The organism is Mesorhizobium sp. WSM4904 (assembly GCF_029674545.1).
Taxonomy (GTDB): domain Bacteria; phylum Pseudomonadota; class Alphaproteobacteria; order Rhizobiales; family Rhizobiaceae; genus Mesorhizobium.
On the sequence record NZ_CP121354.1, the window covers coordinates 6,116,029 to 6,131,912 of the forward strand.

Here is a 15,884-nt window from a genome sequence, read left to right on the forward strand (position 1 = left end):
CCATGAGCCGGGATGATCCCTTCGGACTGTCGGAGGATCGCGAACGCACGCGCATCCGGCTGACGGGGGCCGCGCCCCGGCCGATGGCGCCGCTGACGCCGGGCGCACCAGTAAAACGGGCGCGCGCCCATCCCAACACGCTGATCAACACATTCGCACCGCTGCTCGAATTCGCGCCGGAGCTCGAAAGCGCGCTCGCGCCCGAGAATCCAGAAGTGATGCGCACGCGCCTGCTCGACGAGCTGGTCCGGGCGCGCGACACCGCGATGGCGGCTGGCTCTTCGCTCGAGCGGGCCGACCAGGCCGCCTGGGCGGTGGCGGCGCTGCTCGACGACCTCGCGCTCAACACGCCCTGGGGCGGCGCCAGCGCCTGGCCGCGCCAGCCGCTCGTGGTGATGCTGCGCGGCGACGTCGATGCCGGCACGCAGTTCTTCTCGCGTCTCGACGAGCTGGAGCGGCACCCGAACCGCGACCGCGAAATGCTCGAGCTGCAATATTACTGCCTGGCGCTCGGCTTCCGCGGCAAGTATCGCGTGCCAGGCCGCGCCGGCGACCGCTCGCTCAACGCCGTTCGCGTGGCGGCGGCGCGCTTCCTGCGCAATGCCGACGCCGAAGACGCGCCGCTGTCGCCGAACTGGAAGGGCGTGACGGCGTCCGACGAGCCGCAGCGCTTCATCGTGCCGATCTGGGTGATGGCGCTTGCGGCCGTGGTCATCGCCGCCGCCGCCTATATCGGTCTGTCGATGGGGCTGAGCAGCCAGGCGGTCGAGCTGTCCGCACTGGTCCGCACGCTGCCGCCGCCCTCGCGTGGCGACGTTACCCGCGCCCCGCCCAAACCGGATGCTCCCGAACCGGAACCGCCGCAGCCGGTCGATTTCGCGCTGCTGCCGGAATTCAAGGCCGAGGCGCCGGATAGCCTCAAGGGGGCGCTGAGCGGCACCGAGAGCGTGTCGCTGGCCAAGCTGGTCATCCAGTCTTCCAACCCCGAGTTGTTCCAGTCGTCGCGGCCAACGCTCACAGAAGGCTACGAACCGCTCGTGGAGTCGATCGCCAAGGTGATCCTCGCCAACCAGGAGCTGATCGGGAACATCACCGTCGTCGGCCACACCGACAACGTGCGTCTGCAAAAATCCAATCCGCTTTCGTCCAACCAGCGGCTGTCGGAAGCGCGCGCCGAGACCATAACCAGCCTTCTGGTGCAGGCCGGCGTGCCGCAGGAGCGCATCCATTCCGAAGGCCGCGCCGATACCGATCCGGTGGCCGACAACGCCACGCGCGAGGGCCGCGCGCTCAACCGCCGTGTCGAGGTCCTGGTCGAGAAGAGGCTGTGATGTTCATCCTGCGCTTCCTCTGGGCCGTCCTTACCTCGCGCTTCCTTTGGACCCTGATCGGCATAGCGCTGCTTTCGCTGCTGATCTGGGTGTTCGGCCCGATCGTCCAGGTCGGCCCTTACACGCCGTTCGAATCCGACAATGTGCGCATCGCCATCATCGCCGGGCTGATCATCCTGTGGCTGATCTGGCTGATCATCGCCCAGCGGCGCGCGATCCGCGCCAACCGCATGTTCGTCGCCGAGATCGCGGCGCCGGTGCAGGAAAAGCAGCTTACGCCGGGCGAAGAGAGCGTTGCGGCGGTCGGCGCCAAGTTCGGCGAGGTGATGGCGGAGCTCAAGCGGCGCAAGCTAGGCGGCAGGAAATTCCTGCGCGAGATGCCGTGGTATGTCATCGTCGGGCCGCCGGCCACCGGCAAGACGACGGCGTTGCGGCAGTCCGGCCTGAATTTCCCGATCGACCTCACCGATGACCTGCAGGGCGTCGGCGGCACGCGCAACTGCGACTGGTTCTTCTCGGAGAACGCGGTGCTGATCGACACCGCCGGCCGCTACGTCCAGCAGGAGAGCCAGCCGGATGTCGACGCGACGGAATGGCTGGGCTTCCTCGATCTTCTGAAGAAGCATCGGGGCCGCCGCGCGCTCAACGGCGTCATCGTCGCGCTGTCGATCGACGTGCTCTCGGAAGGCGACGAAGCCATCAAGGCGCATGGCCGCAAGATCCGTCGCCGGCTGGCTGAGCTGAACGACCGGCTCGAAATCCGCCTGCCGGTCTACCTGATGCTGACCAAGGCCGACCTGATCAAAGGGTTCGAAGCCTTCTTCGGCGGCTTGTCGACCGCCGCCCGCGAACAGGTGTGGGGAACGACCTTCCCGCTCGACGCGCGCATCGACGCCAAGACCGTCGAAAAGGAAATCGCCACGCTTGCGGCTGAGCTCGAGCGGCGGCTGGTGCCGAAGCTCGAGGACGAGGACAAGCTTGGCGCGCGCGCCGAAATCTTCCGCTTCCCGGCCCAGCTCGCCAGCCTCTCCGAGCCGATCCAGGTGCTGATAGAAGCGATGTTCGGCGAAAGCCGCTACGAGGAAGCCGCCTGGCTGCGCGGCCTCTATCTGACGTCGGCGACGCAGGAAGGCGCACCGATCGACCGGCTGACCGCGGCGCTGTCCTCCTCTTTCGGGTTGCCGCCGCGCCGCGCGATGCTGGCGCCGCGCGTCGAGAAGCGCAGCTTCTTCCTGCGGAATCTTCTGACCGAAGTCATCTTCAAGGAAGCCGGCTTGGGTACATTCGATCCCCTGGCGCAGCGCCGCCGCGCCTGGATCTGGCGCGGCGCGGCCACGGCCTGCGCGCTTGCCGCCCTGCTTGCCTGCGGACTGTTCACCTGGTCCTATCTCGACAACCGCAACGCCATCACCGAGCAGGCCGGCCAGTTCGAGGCGCTGCAGGCGCCGCTGACCGACGTTTCAGCCGCACCGGCATCGGTGGAGCAGCCGACGATGGATGGAGCGCTGGCCGCGATGGACGCGGTGGCGACGGCCCGCACCACGCCGCCGGACGCGGTTCACAATCTGCTCGGGCCTACCGCCTCGGCGGAGCTCGTGCGCGCGCAGACCGACACCTATGACCACGCGCTGCGCAACGTGCTCGAGCCGCACATGGTCGCCCTGCTCGAGGCGACGATGTGGCGGCAGATCCGCGATCCGGACTTCATGCTCGGCGCGCTGAAGACCTATCGCATGATGACGGGCCTGTCGCAGATGGACGCCGACTTCGCGCAGAACTGGTGGGTGAACAGCCTGCCGGAATTCGCGCCCGCTTCGCCCTTCCCCACCGCGGACGCCGAGGAACACCAGCTTGCCGCGATCCGCCGCATGGCGGTCGACGACAACTACATCGCCCCCGACAAAGAGCTGGTCGCAGAGGCGCTGAAGACGGTCTGCACGATCTCGCTGCCGGAGCGCGCCTACAAGCAGCTGCTCGCCGACCCGGAAGTGGCCGCCGTCAAGGAATGGCTGCCAGCCAATTTCGCCGGGCCTAACGGCGCGAAGGTGTTCGCGCGCCGCTCCGATAAAACGCTGCGCGTCGGCGTTCCCGGCGCCTATACCTATGCCGGTTTCCACGATGCGATCCTCGACCGGGTCGAGGATGTGGCGGCGCAGGCGGCGCTCGACCGGGCGGTGTTCGCCGGCGGTTGCTCGGAAAATTCCGAGACCTCGGTATCGGCGCTGTCCGAGGACATTCTGAAGCTCTATTACGACGACTACATCGCCCAGTGGGACAGTTTCCTGCGCGACATGCGGCTGGCGCCACTGACCGACCTCAATGTCGCCAGCGAAAACCTCAAGGATCTTTCGAGCGCCGATTCCGCGCTGAAGCGGCTGCTTACCGCGGTCGTGCAGGAAGTCGATCTCACCCGTTCCGACGACGCGCCGGCCGATGACAAGAGTGGCGGCGCCGCAAAGACCGGCTCGAAGCTGCTCAGCAAGCTCGGCAAATTGGGCAAGGTGGTGAAAACGGGAGCGAAATTGCTGCCCCGCGCGGGCTCGGCCGATCAGGTCGACATGACCGGCAGCCTGGTGGCCGCGCATTTCAAGCCGCTCAAGGGCACCATCGCCGAAGTCGACGGCCAGCCGCCGGCGCTCGATGCCGCGGTGGTGGCGCTGACGGCGCTTTCCAACGTGCTGCAGACGGTGACCGCCAACCCCAACCCGCAGGACGCCATCAAGAAGCAGGGCGGCCTCGCGGAACTGACGGGAGCTGTGGCCAGGCAGGCGCAGATCCTGCCCTCGCCGATTAACGATTGGCTGGGCGGAATTGCCGGCGACACCAGCGGGCTGTCGCAGAAGGCCGTCACCAACGAGCTCAACGCCATCTGGCGCGCCGACATCCTGCCCTTCTGCCAGGCGGCGCTCAACAACCGCTATCCCTTCAGCCCCGACAGCGCGGTGGACGTCAATGTGCGCGACTTCCAGCGTCTGTTCGGTCCCGCCGGGTTGATCGACGCCTTCATCAACGACCATCTGATCAACTATGTCGACACGGCCAGCGAGCCGTGGAAATGGCGCGCCGATTTCGGCCTCGATCCTACGGCGCTGCCGGCTTTCGAGCAGGCAAGGCACATCCGCGACGACCTTTTCCCGGGCGGCAGCGGCCCGGTGATGAACTTCACGCTGGAACCAAAGGACCTGTCGCCCAACGTGGCGCGGGTGACGCTCAACCTCGATGGCCAGAACCTCGTCTACTACAACAACGCGACGAGGCCGCAGCCGATGACATGGCCCGGCAAGGACGGAACCGGTGTGATCTCGCTCGCCTTCCAGCCGGTCGACGGCTCGCCCGAGGTGATGCTCAACGAAACCGGCAGCTGGGCATGGCTGAGGATGCTGCGCGGCGGCAAGTTCGCCGGCACCAAGCTCGCCGACGTCTACAGCCTGCGGCTGGGCACGAAAGGCATGTATGCCGATTTCGAGCTCAAGGCGGCCAGCGTCGAGAATCCCTACACGCTCGAGATGTTCAAGAAGTTCACATGTCCGCCGCAGATCTGAACATGCCCGGCTTCTACGGCAAGATGCCCGCCACCGGCGATTTCGTGACGCGGCGGCTGGCAGGCGATTTCGTGCGCGTCTGGGACCGCTGGCTGGCGCAGCACATCGTCCCGCTATATGGGCTTGAAAACTGGCCGGCGGACATCGCCTTGCGCTTCCTCAGCGGTCCTGCTTCCTTCGGCGCCGCCGCGGGTATCGTGCTGCAGAGCGCCGACAGGGTCGGCAGGCGGTTTCCGCTCAGCGTCGTCGCCCGGCTTGCCGAAGCGCCGCTGAAGCTTGCTCATGCCGATGTCTGGTTCGAAGGCATGGAGAAAGCCGCTTTCGCAGCGCAACGGGGCGAGTTGGCGCCCGACGAACTGGATGCCGCCCTAACAGCCCTGCCGGTTCCGCTTGCCGATGGCCAGGGCGATGTCATCGACGATCTCGTCATGTGGACCGCGCGCACGGATATCTTCGACGTCGATCCGCAGGCGCCGCAGCCGGCGCTGGAGCAGATCTTCGCGGCTAGTTGGGAGACCAACTGATGCAGATCTGGAACCAGATGGGCTATCCGCACCAGTTCACCATGGGCATGGACAAGGCCGGCCACGAGTGGCTCGTCGTGGTGGTGAAAGGCACTTTCGATTTCCCTACGAAGCCCGGCGGGCTGGTGCAGAAATCGGCCGAGCAGGTCCCGTTGGTGATGGCCGACACCCACACAGGCGTGCCTGGCTATTCGGCGACGCTGTGGGAAACCGACTTCGCCTTCCGCAAGTCGCGCTGCGACGTCATCGCCAATGGTTGCGCCTATGCGCCTGGCGGACGTCCGGCGGAGCGTGTGCCTGTCGGCATCAAGGTCGGCAATTGGTCGAAACTGTTCGAAGTTGTCGGCCACCGCGAATGGCGTGCCATCGGGCCTGTGTTCACTGCAACAGCGCCGCAGCCCTTCCTGAAACTGCCGATCTCCTACGACGTCGCCTGGGGCGGCGTCGACCGGCTGGACCCCGAGGACCAGCTTCCCGCCAGCTACAAATACAACCCGGTCGGCACCGGCTGGTCGCGTACCAAGAACCAGCGTCTCATTCCGGGCCTGCGGCTGCCGAATACGCAGGCCGTTGGCGAAGAGGTCCGCTCGCCCTTCGGCGACTATAAGCCGATGAGCTTCGGACCGATGGGCCGCGGCTGGCCTGGTCGCATCGAATACGGCGGAACATATGACCAGAACTGGATCGACAATGTCTTCCCCTTCCTGCCTGAGGATTTCGACGAGCGCTATTTCCAGATGGCGCCTGAGGATCAGCAGATCGACCAGCCAAAAGGCGGCGAAGACGTGCAATTGATGAACCTAACAGCGGAAGGGCGGGTGAGTTTTCGCCTGCCTCAGACAGCACTGCCGATGACTTTGTTCAAAGGCCGCGCAAAGGCGTACGAAGGCAATATCTTCCCTGACACAATTCTTTTCGACCTGGAGAATCGGAGGTTTTCGCTAGTCTGGCGCGTTTCGCAGCGTATTCATCGCACGATACTCGACTTCTCCGAATGCTGGATTGGGCCGCCGACCGAGCCGATGGCACAGGCACGCGCCTTGGGCCGTGTTTATTCGCGCTCCGATGAGACGATGGTCGCGCAGAGGGCTGAGAAGGCATGAGACCGTCGCTCGACATTATTTCTGTAGGTATGGTTACGGCGGTTGGTCTTGACGCGCCTTCGGCCTGCGCCGCGATGCGGGCTGGAATTGATGGTTTTCGGGAAACGCGGTTCAAGGACGAAGCTAACGAGTGGCTTATCGGCGCGCCGATTCCGCTGCCCCGCAATTGGATAGGCGAAAAACGAATGGCGCATCTCGCTGCGGGCGCCATCCTCGAAGCATTCGAAGAGGTTCCGGAAGCTCGCGGGCAGGCTACGCTAATCCTTTGCTTGGCGGAGGAGGACCGGCCGGGCCGGCCGGTAAAAAGCACGCTGCGTCTACTCGATCGCATCGCCGAGATAACTGGGGTCGAGAAACACTCGCGATCGAGGGTGGTCGCCCATGGGCGACCGTCTGGACACGTGGCGCTTGATCATGCTCGTCGGATGATAGCCTCGGGCGAAATGCCTTACGTTATGATCGTAGGAGTCGACAGCTATCTGACGACCCTGGCCACTACACACTATCTCAAGGAGCGCCGACTTCTGACGCCCGACAATCCAAACGGGTTTATCCCCGGCGAGGCGGCGGCGGCAATCCTCTGCGGGCCCCCGAGGCGAGGGGGATTTCGACTCGCGGGACTGGGCCTTTCGCGCGAGGCTGCGTCCATCTACAACAAAGGAGACTTGCCGCTCAGGGCTGACGGTATGACGTCCGCCTACCGCCATGCGCTAGGCGAGACTGGCATTGAGATGAATCGCCTTGGTTATCGGATTTCCGATCTCATCGGCGAACAGTACTGGTTCAAGCAGACTGCGTTGGCATCGATGCGATTGGTGCGCAATCCGTGTCCGCAGCAGGATCTGTGGTCACCCGCAGAGACGCTTGGCAATATTGGCGCGGCGGTAACGCCTCTGATGCTCGGGATGGCGCTGATGGCGTCAAGAAAGAATTACGCGACAGGCAACACGGTGCTTGTCGAGGCCTCCAACGATGCAGGCGCTTGCGGCGCGGCCGTATTCATTGCGAGAGCAGCCTGATGACCGTGTTCGCCAATGGATTGGAGGTCGCCGCCAAGGCCCAGGGAAACAAAGTAATCGCAGCCTTTCCAGACGTATGTTTCACTCCGCCAGAAAATCCTGCAACACCGCCAGGCGTACCGATCCCCTATCCGTCGTTTGGAATGGACTCGGACACTGAGAATGGCACCGGAACCGTCAAGATTGGCGGAGAGAACATCACGCAGAAGGACAAATCTGATTACAGCAAGACGACTGGCACGGAAGCTGGAAGCGCGGCCAAGAAGGGGGTCATCTCCTCGACCAACACCAGCAAGGAATACGCGAGGGCGTGGTCTAGCAATGTCAAGGCCGACGGCCTGCCGGTTAGCCGGTTCACCGATATTTCGACAAACAATCATTCAAGCGATCAAGTTGGCAACACGCCCCCACAAGCCAAGATCGGGACACCGGGACCTGGCGGCGGATCAGCCCCGAAGACAAAATGCCCGTGCTGCGGAGCAGAGCCGGCTCACGCCAATCAGGTCAAGGCCAACGGCGAGATGTGCGATACGATTCCCGAGTCTCAATATTACTCGGAGCGAATGCAACGCGCGAACGCCAAGATTGACGATATCGAGGCAACTATGACGCCGGGAGATCCGCGGCGATTCAAGGCATGGGAACAATATACAAAACGCAAGCAAGCTCACGAGACTGTAAAGAACGCTCGATCTGGAGGTAAGAAATGCCCGAATCTTCACGAGGAGGACAAGGACTGCGGCGTTCACTTCCAGGGAACACGCAGCTATTCCGAGATACTTGAACAAGAGGATCCCGATAAGAAGCGGGAGCTGGAACTAAAGCATGCTGGGAAACCAAACGCGAAAGATCTTACCCACGTCGACATTTTGCATCATGTCCGTACAAAAATCCTCGGCGTAACAGACTCTGTCAAGAACCAGATAATCAAGAGGGATGGGAAAGGAACCGGTCAGAACAAAGGGAAAGTTCACCACATGACGCCAATTGATGCAGGAGGGTGTCCTACTTCACCCAATAACCTTATCGGCGAAGGAGCTCTTGCTGGTGATTGCAAGGACATTAACGAGGCGCAGGGCACACTTCAAGGAATCAACCCGTACCCATGACATTTTCCACTCGAGGCAAACTTTTTCACTTTGCAACGACCGAGTTTCGTAGCCGGTCGACGCCGGCTGGCGCACAACTGATGCAAATACTCAACGAGTGCAAAGCCGGAAACTTCGCAGCAGCTTCGGCGTTTCGCCGCGTTTTCGAATTGTCCCCTTCGATTGACGTCATCATCGATGCGCTTACTCTTTTCCCTTATGTCACACCAAGGAGCCTGCTCCTGGAATTGGCAGACCCGATACGTCATCTGCTGAATTCGGACAGCCAATCCATCGAATGGCTTTGCATCGCCCTGACGAGAAGCGGCATGTTGGATGCAACACGGAAAGCCGTCCTGATCTACAAAGACGATGTAACCGTTTCCAGCGAAACCGACCTTCCGTATCATCTGTCGATTACCTTAGAGTCTTCGCTGAGCGAAGTTTTCTATGGACCGCAACTCTTACCCGATTCCATCGACGAATACGAACCCGAGCGACGTGAATATGCCGTAAGCGAATACGTCGAATTTGTTGAAAGTAAAATTGAAGAAGTTATAAGAAAATTCCCTAACTATTACCGAAAGTTATTCCTTTATGGAAAACCTATAGACATAGAGGAACTGGTGATAAAACTGATAAATACCATTGCTGAAACCTACGACAACGAAGACGTTGTCGTAGGACGAAGTTTGATCGAGGCGTTCACTGGAGTCGATCTTTCAAATTTTTACAGAAACATCCAGTTGGATAGGAAACCGGCGACAGCGGCGCTCGAGCAACTCCTTGATGACGTTGACCTTTCCGAGTTCAGGCCGGGAGTTCGCTATTTCTTTGGTCGAGAAATACCGGAGTGACCAGGGGCAAGCACACCAGCCTTTTCTGAAGCACCTTCAGTGGCGAGATATTTTCGAACTTTCTCCAGATCGAGATCGACGATACGCATATTAGAGCTACCCGCCAGCATCCGCACAACAAAAAGCTCCCCAGCTTCCGGAAACTCGTCGTAGCGCTCTTTGGCAATTCCCCTTCCCGTTTCGCCGGCCACACGCAATCCATCGAGATGCGCTTCAAGCCGAGCAACGAGCCTGGCCATCCGTTCATCATCCATTTCGGGATTTTTGCCCGGGTGCCGCAAATTGTAGTCATAGACGGTCCACAGAAATGCCGCCATTTCAGCGTGCTGGCGAACGATTTCGCGGAGGATGGGCGCAGTCATCAGTTCAGATTTATCGAGCCGCCGCGAATACGATTCGCGACACTAGCATGGCTCGTCACATAGGTGCCGCGAATGGTGATACGGCCATCTTTCTCCATGACAATCACTGCTTTCCCGCAGCGCAGTTCGACGCGTTCCTGACCTGTGATCCGGACCCGCTCCCCATCCCGAATCACATCTGGCGCCTCTGACTTCCGTGTAGGCTCCACAATGCGGCCAACAATGAGCGGCCGCGTAACATCGCCCTCCTGAAACAGGAGTGCAACCTCGGACCCAATCATTTCGGAAGTCAGCTCAGCCAAGCTACGAGCCGGGAGAGCGGTGTCCTTGGGATTGCCCGGAAAGACCACAAGCGGTCCGTCATTGCTGAACCCCAAAAAAACGCCGATCACCACTCCTTCAATGCGCTCGACTTCAATGCGCTCGACCCTTCGTACCATCGCAGCCCTCAGTTTTGCTTTATCTCCGAACCCTTCATGACTATATCGCCCGACGCGTTGGCAAGAATCTTGCCGCTGCCAGTTATTGTTATGTCCTTGCCCTTGATGCCAATCGTTCCGTCCTTCTTCATAATAATGGAGGCATCGCCGCATTTGATTGTGATCTCATCGCCTGCATCTATGACCAGCGACTTCCCGACGCCAATCGACCCGTTTTCGGCAATGGTGATTCCGCTGCCCTTTGCTATCTTGAGCGCGTGGGCTCCGCCAATGTCGGTAATGTCATCCGCCGCTATCTTGGCTGTCCTGGCTTTGCCGATCTGCGTTGCTTGTCCACCGCCGATATTAAAGCTCTGGTTGGCTGTTATGTCGACGCTCTGATTGGCTCCGATCTCCCAGCTATCCGACGCGCCAATGCTGTGGCTTTGGCTGATACCCACGCTGACTGCCCGTGTCGCCCCGATCGTGTTAATCTGTGCCGCGCCGACAGTCCGTGTCTCAGCCGCCCCGACCGTATCGACACGCGCAGCCCCCACCGTCACCGTCTGCACCAACCCCACCGTCTGCGAGTGGTTCGCGTCGATGTTTTCCGTCGAGTTCGAGACGACGTGTATCGTCTCATTCGCCATAACCGTCAGCGAACGGTTCGCGCCCACCGTCTCGGTGTCGTTCGACCCGATGTTCGTCGTCTGGTCGACGCCGATCTTGACCGTCTTGTTGTTGCCCACGTCCTCGTCGAGGTTGTGGCCGACCGAATGCTTGGCGTCGTGGTCGATGCGGTCGGACTGGTCGTGCTGGACCGTCTTGTTGCGGTCGTGCTTGATCAGCAGGTGGTGGTCCTTCTGCGCCTGGAAGTTGACAAGCTCTGAGCCGGCCTTGTCCTCGAACATCAGCTCGTTGTAACCGCCGCCGCCCTTGGATGAGTTCGACTTCCAGCCCGATTGCGTCGCGTTGCCCGGCAGCGCATAAGGCGGCATCTCGGCGGCGTTGTAGACGCGGCCGGTGATGATCGGCAGGTCGGGGTCGCCCTCGATGAAATCGACGATCACCTCCTGGCCGATGCGCGGAATCTGGATGAAGCCCCAGCCGCTGCCGGCCCAGGTCTGCGACACGCGTACGAAGCAGGACGAGTTCTGATCCTTCTTGCCGAGACGATCCCAGTGGAACTGCACCTTCACGCGGGCATATTTGTCGGTGAAGATCTCCTCGCCGGAAGGGCCGACCACCGTCGCCGTCTGCGGGCCGCGCATGATCGGCCGCGGCGTGATGCGCGGCGGCCGATAGGGCAATTTGGTGGGTGCCACGCCCAGCACGACCCTGAAATTCTCGCTATGGGCCTCGTTCTGGGTCCGGTAGCCCGGGTCGAACAGCCGGTATTCGGCGCTGATCACCAGATAGTCCTGGTTCTGGTCGTCGCGCGGAAAACTCTCCAGCTTGAACTTGCAGCCGGAAAAGAGGCCGCGCACGGTGCCCACCGCCGTGCTGCGCTGGTGCACCGCCTGAAGTTCCTCGCGGCGAATCCCCGCAATCGTATCGCCGCGCCCGACATCGAGATGCGCTCCAGGCTGGCGGTAGTTTTCGCCTGCCGCCTCCTTATGGCTGAACGGCTGGGCGGACTTCGCCATCAAGTCCGCGCCGGGCTTCTCGAAATCGTAGTCGGTGTGGGCATAGGCGCCCGGCCGCACCGCGCTGCCGGGAATCCATTCGGTGATGTATTCGACGTCGCGCCGCGAGCCCTGCCCCTCGAAATTATAGAGCACCTTCTCGTAGCCAGGTGCTGCCTTCAGCTTGCTCATCGCATCGCAGAGCACCAGCGTATGCTTGCCCTCGTCATGCTCGAAGAAATAGAAGATGCCCTCGTGCTCCATCAGCCGCTGCACGAAATCCAGATCGCTCTCGTCATACTGCACGCAATATTCGCGCTGGGGGTAAGACCCCTGCAGCCGCTTCTCGAATTTCGCGATACCGTATTTCGTGAAGATTTTTTCGATGATCTCGACCGCGGTCATGTTCTGGAAGATGCGGCAATCGGTGGTGTTGCCGAGGAACCAGAGCCACGGCCTGACCACCGCCTCATAAAAGGCCAGCCGGTCCTCGATGCGGGTGAGCTTGAATTCCGACACCAGCCCGCTGAACCAGCGTTTCGGATCGGATTCGCCTTCGACCGAAACGACGCCGCCGAGCATCTTCAGCGGATCGACATCATGGCTCTTCGAGACGAAGCCGACGGTATAGGCGAAACAACGGCTGATCTCATCGCGGCCGATGAGATGGGTGAAGGTCAGGTCGGCGCCAACCGGCGTCTGCACAACGGTGGCACGTTCGTTCGGCATGGGTCGTGCCCCTCCTGGACGCGGCCGCCAGTGTGATGGTTCGAAGTCCCCGCTCTGTAAACTGCATCACGTTCGGGAAGTTTTCGCATTCACCGCACCGGACCGATCCAAACCTAGCACATGTTTGGTGCCGGCCAAACAACAGCGGTGCCTAAACGGTGGCGATGCGCCGATGTGAAACGCTCCTCTCCCGTCGTTCCCGCAAGCTGCTAGAATGCCGGAGCAATTCCGGGAAAAAGCGCGTAGCGGTTCTCCGTCCGGAATTACGTGAAGCAAGTATCTATTTACCAAGTTCGGCGACGCTTCCGGATGTTCATCTCGCTCCAGATCAGCAATGTCGACAGGCTGCCTCCGGGCACGGCGGCAAGCTACGCCGTCCGCGACCGCAGCTTCGAGATCGGCCGCGAGAACTGCGACTGGACGCTCGCCGATCCGGACAAATTCATCTCGGGCCGGCATTGCGAGGTCCGCTATCAGGCGGGCGCCTTCTGGCTCTACGACATCTCGCGCAACGGCACCTTCATCAATGGCTCCAGCCAGCGCATGGCCGGGCCGCACCGGCTGGCCCACGGCGACCGGTTGCTGATCGGCCGCTATGTCATTTCGGTTTCGATCGACGAAGAGCGTATCGCCACCGGCCATCCGCAAAGCCGGAGCGGGTCGACGCAACGTGAGCTGCCGCCATCGACAGGCAGGCCGCTGGAATTAGGCAACGAGCCGTTCTTCAGTCCGAAGGAGCAGCGGCCCGGACAAGGATTGCCGGCATCGACGTCCTCGGCGCTGCAGCCGCCGCCGACCCCGGCGGCCCCGGCTGGCCGGCCCGCGGCAGCCGATGCGCTGTTGCGGGATATCGCGAAGGCGGCCGGCATTTCGCCTGACCTGCTTCAGTCGCGCGATCCGCATGAAGTGGCCGCCGAGATCGGCACCGTGCTCAGAACCACGGTCGAGCAATTGTCCCTGCTGCTCAAGGCGCGCGCGGCGGCCAAGGTGCTGGCCAAGAGCACGCATCGCACGATGATCGGCGCCGAGGACAACAACCCGCTGAAATTCGTTCCCGGCACGGACGACATACTGGAGATCATGTTCGCGAAACGCAGGGCCGGCTACCTGGACGCCGCGCACAGTGTCGAGGACGCCTTTCGGGACCTCAAGGCGCACGAATTCGCCACCTATGCCGCCATGCAGTCCGCGCTTTCCAGGCTGCTCGACGACCTGTCGCCGGAGGCGATCGCCAGGAAACTGCCGCCGGCCTCCTTTTCATCCAAGAAGAGCCAGGCATGGGACGCCCTCGTCGCCACCTGGCGGACCATGGAGGAGAAGCATGAAAACGGCATGCTCGACGTCTTCCTCGCCTATTTCAGCGAAGCCTACGCCAAGGCTGGCAAGCAGAAGTAACGAACCCGGTGTTATGTGAGCGGTCTCACAGAAGAAACCGCTGCTTTGCGCATCCTGCTCTCCGATTTCAATCGGCCACCCGTGCGGCCAAAGCGCGTCGCGAACGTCCGGATTCGCTCCATGCGCTTTAGCTTTTGATTTTACGCATGTCTTTGTCCCGAAACCGGGTCCCACTTTCGGGAGACATGCTTTAGGATAAGCGCACGGAAGCTTGCCTGGCGGGGCAAAGCGGCGTGGCTTGGGGCGTGTGCAGCAATGTCATGTTTCGGCGAGATGAGCCTTTCCATCCGGCCCGCCGCCAAACCTTGGCGCAAAAGGCGCGAGGCCGGCCTCATTTCCCGCCAGAGAAACGGTCGCCACACCTCGACGGTGGACCGCCGATGAGCTCGAACGACGATCCCTCCGTGCCGGCGGACAAGACCGTCATCCGCGCGCCACGGCCAAGACAACGCTCGCCCGCGGCTCCCGATCGAGCCGCTTCTGGTGGCGTCGCGCCAGCCGCCCGGGAATCTACTGTGTTCGATCCGGGCGTCCGGCAGATGCCGACCGGCTGGTCGTCCGGAACCGTGATCCACCAAGGTGCTTCCGATGCGGCGCCTGCTGCATCCGCGCCCGCGTTGCAGCAGGAAATCCTGCTTAATGCCACGGACGGCGTGAAATACGCCGCGGCAAATCCAATTCTCGCTGCAGCGGCCCCCTTGCTGATGCTGTTCGGCCAGTTGCGGCTGATGCCGGTCGAGAGGCAGGCAGCACCGCTCGCGGAGCATATCGCCGAAGCGATCGAAACATTCGACCGGGAGATGACGAAAGCCGGCATCGCCGAGGAGGACGGCAGAATCGCAAAATTCGCCCTTTGCGAGACGGCCGACGATCTCGTCGGCAACCTGCCCTGGCCGAAGGAGGACGGCTGGAGCGGGCACAGCCTAGTGGTGCGGTTCTTCCACACCAAGCCCACCGGCGCCGGTTTCTACGAGGCGCTGAACAATATCCTGGGCAGCCCGGATGGCCATCACGACCTGCTCGAACTGATGCATGCCTGCATGTCGCTCGGGTTCGAGGGCCAGTATCGCGGGCGGGCCGGCGAGCGAGACACACTCGAACGTGTCCGGCGCGACGTCTACGACACGCTCCGCTATTTCAGGCCGCGCGCCGAAGACGACATCTCTCCTCATTGGCAAGGCATGGCGGCGAGGCTGTCAAAGCCCCGCGCGCGGCTGCCGCTGTGGGCGGTGGCGGCCGCCGCGGCGACGCTGGTGGCGGCGGCGTTCTTCGGGTTGCGGGCCCTGATCACCGACCAAGGCGACGTCACCGCCGGCGAATTGCTGGCGCTCAATCCTTCGACCCCGGTCACCATCGAGCGCGCCAGCGTTGCGCCGCTCGCCGAACCCGCGGAAGCCGCCCCGCCGCCCGTCGCTCCCACCTCCACCCAGTTCGACCGCATCCGCGCAGCCTTGGCCAAGGAGATCACCGGCGGCGGGCTGACGGTCGGCACCAAGGGCAACTTCATCGTCGTGGAGGTCAACAACCAGCTTTTGTTCGCGTCAGGCCAGGCGGAGCTGAAGGCAGAGTTCCAGCCCATCGCGGCCGACATCGCCTCGGCGCTCGACGGCGAGCCAGGGCCGATCCGGATCGTCGGCCATACCGACAATGTGAAGCCGAAGAAGTCGAGCACGTTCAAGTCCAATTTCGATCTCTCCGTCGCCCGCGCCAAAGCCGTCCAGGCAGTGATGGCCAAGCAATTGAAAGACCCGTCGCGGGTAACAGTCGACGGCAAGGGAGAGGATGAACCGATCGCCGACAATGCGACGGCGGACGGCCGCGCCAAGAACCGCCGCGTCGATGTGATGATCGCAAAGGAGGAGACGCTGTGAGCGGGCGCGGCAGGGGGCG

General features: G+C 62.2%; 12 protein-coding genes. 9 read left to right on the forward strand and 3 right to left on the reverse strand.

Going from position 1 to position 15,884, the window contains the following annotated elements; genetic code table 11:
- Positions 1-2 precede the first annotated feature (2 nt).
- The 7 genes from tssL (QAZ47_RS29720) to QAZ47_RS29750 are packed head-to-tail and all read left to right on the forward strand — an operon-like array spanning position 3 to position 9,464.
- Positions 3-1,331: a type VI secretion system protein TssL, long form gene (tssL, locus tag QAZ47_RS29720; RefSeq protein WP_278231747.1), complete on the forward strand. Its 1,329-nt coding sequence runs from the start codon at positions 3-5 to the stop codon at positions 1,329-1,331.
- A complete protein-coding gene (tssM, locus tag QAZ47_RS29725; RefSeq protein WP_278231748.1) occupies positions 1,331-4,873 on the forward strand; it encodes a type VI secretion system membrane subunit TssM in 3,543 nt (1,180 codons plus the stop codon). The genes tssL (QAZ47_RS29720) and tssM overlap by 1 nt, the downstream gene beginning before the upstream one ends.
- The gene (gene tagF, locus QAZ47_RS29730) at positions 4,855-5,397 is read left to right on the forward strand and encodes a type VI secretion system-associated protein TagF (protein WP_278204490.1); all 543 of its coding nucleotides are present in this window, start codon (positions 4,855-4,857) and stop codon (positions 5,395-5,397) included. Before tssM ends, tagF begins: the two co-directional genes overlap by 19 nt.
- Positions 5,397-6,500 carry a DUF2169 domain-containing protein gene (locus QAZ47_RS29735; RefSeq protein ID WP_278231749.1) on the forward strand — a complete coding sequence of 368 codons (1,104 nt, stop codon included), beginning with the start codon at positions 5,397-5,399 and terminating at the stop codon, positions 6,498-6,500. The genes tagF and QAZ47_RS29735 overlap by 1 nt, the downstream gene beginning before the upstream one ends.
- Entirely contained in the window at positions 6,497-7,519 is a 1,023-nt protein-coding gene (locus QAZ47_RS29740) for a beta-ketoacyl synthase N-terminal-like domain-containing protein (protein WP_278231750.1), read from the forward strand. Before QAZ47_RS29735 ends, QAZ47_RS29740 begins: the two co-directional genes overlap by 4 nt.
- On the forward strand, positions 7,519-8,628 hold the full coding sequence (locus QAZ47_RS29745; RefSeq protein ID WP_278231751.1) for a DUF4150 domain-containing protein: 1,110 nt from the start codon (positions 7,519-7,521) through the stop codon (positions 8,626-8,628). Before QAZ47_RS29740 ends, QAZ47_RS29745 begins: the two co-directional genes overlap by 1 nt.
- A complete protein-coding gene (locus QAZ47_RS29750) occupies positions 8,625-9,464 on the forward strand; it encodes a hypothetical protein (RefSeq protein WP_278231752.1) in 840 nt (279 codons plus the stop codon). The genes QAZ47_RS29745 and QAZ47_RS29750 overlap by 4 nt, the downstream gene beginning before the upstream one ends.
- Here the strand turns inward: QAZ47_RS29750 and QAZ47_RS29755 are convergent.
- The 3 genes from QAZ47_RS29755 to tssI are packed head-to-tail and all read right to left on the reverse strand — an operon-like array spanning position 9,434 to position 12,599.
- Positions 9,434-9,829: a hypothetical protein gene (locus QAZ47_RS29755; protein ID WP_278233910.1), complete on the reverse strand. Its 396-nt coding sequence runs from the start codon at positions 9,827-9,829 to the stop codon at positions 9,434-9,436. The two genes, QAZ47_RS29750 and QAZ47_RS29755, sit on opposite strands and share 31 nt — an antisense overlap.
- The gene (locus tag QAZ47_RS29760) at positions 9,826-10,266 is read right to left on the reverse strand and encodes a DUF6484 domain-containing protein (protein WP_278231753.1); all 441 of its coding nucleotides are present in this window, start codon (positions 10,264-10,266) and stop codon (positions 9,826-9,828) included. Before QAZ47_RS29760 ends, QAZ47_RS29755 begins: the two co-directional genes overlap by 4 nt.
- An 8-nt stretch (positions 10,267-10,274) precedes the next feature.
- Positions 10,275-12,599, reverse strand: a complete 2,325-nt coding sequence (gene tssI / locus QAZ47_RS29765) for a type VI secretion system tip protein TssI/VgrG (protein WP_278231754.1) — start codon at positions 12,597-12,599, stop codon at positions 10,275-10,277.
- Positions 12,600-12,908: 309 nt separating this feature from the next.
- Between tssI and tagH the strand changes: the two genes are divergently transcribed.
- Positions 12,909-13,994 carry a type VI secretion system-associated FHA domain protein TagH gene (tagH, locus tag QAZ47_RS29770; protein ID WP_278231755.1) on the forward strand — a complete coding sequence of 362 codons (1,086 nt, stop codon included), beginning with the start codon at positions 12,909-12,911 and terminating at the stop codon, positions 13,992-13,994.
- 380 nt (positions 13,995-14,374) lie between these two features.
- A complete protein-coding gene (tssL, locus tag QAZ47_RS29775) occupies positions 14,375-15,865 on the forward strand; it encodes a type VI secretion system protein TssL, long form (protein WP_278231756.1) in 1,491 nt (496 codons plus the stop codon).
- Positions 15,866-15,884: the final 19 nt, after the last annotated feature.

Coding starts and splice junctions, on each gene's coding strand:
- QAZ47_RS29760 (WP_278231753.1), bottom strand. CDS start 10,266: ATGGTACGAAGGGTCGAGCGCATTGAAGTCGAGCGCATTGAAGGAGTG.
- QAZ47_RS29735 (WP_278231749.1), top strand. CDS start 5,397: ATGCAGATCTGGAACCAGATGGGCTATCCGCACCAGTTCACCATGGGC.
- tagF (WP_278204490.1), top strand. CDS start 4,855: ATGTCCGCCGCAGATCTGAACATGCCCGGCTTCTACGGCAAGATGCCC.
- QAZ47_RS29740 (WP_278231750.1), top strand. CDS start 6,497: ATGAGACCGTCGCTCGACATTATTTCTGTAGGTATGGTTACGGCGGTT.
- QAZ47_RS29745 (WP_278231751.1), top strand. CDS start 7,519: ATGACCGTGTTCGCCAATGGATTGGAGGTCGCCGCCAAGGCCCAGGGA.
- tssI (WP_278231754.1), bottom strand. CDS start 12,599: ATGCCGAACGAACGTGCCACCGTTGTGCAGACGCCGGTTGGCGCCGAC.
- tssL (WP_278231747.1), top strand. CDS start 3: ATGAGCCGGGATGATCCCTTCGGACTGTCGGAGGATCGCGAACGCACG.
- tssM (WP_278231748.1), top strand. CDS start 1,331: ATGTTCATCCTGCGCTTCCTCTGGGCCGTCCTTACCTCGCGCTTCCTT.
- QAZ47_RS29750 (WP_278231752.1), top strand. CDS start 8,625: ATGACATTTTCCACTCGAGGCAAACTTTTTCACTTTGCAACGACCGAG.
- tssL (WP_278231756.1), top strand. CDS start 14,375: ATGAGCTCGAACGACGATCCCTCCGTGCCGGCGGACAAGACCGTCATC.
- tagH (WP_278231755.1), top strand. CDS start 12,909: ATGTTCATCTCGCTCCAGATCAGCAATGTCGACAGGCTGCCTCCGGGC.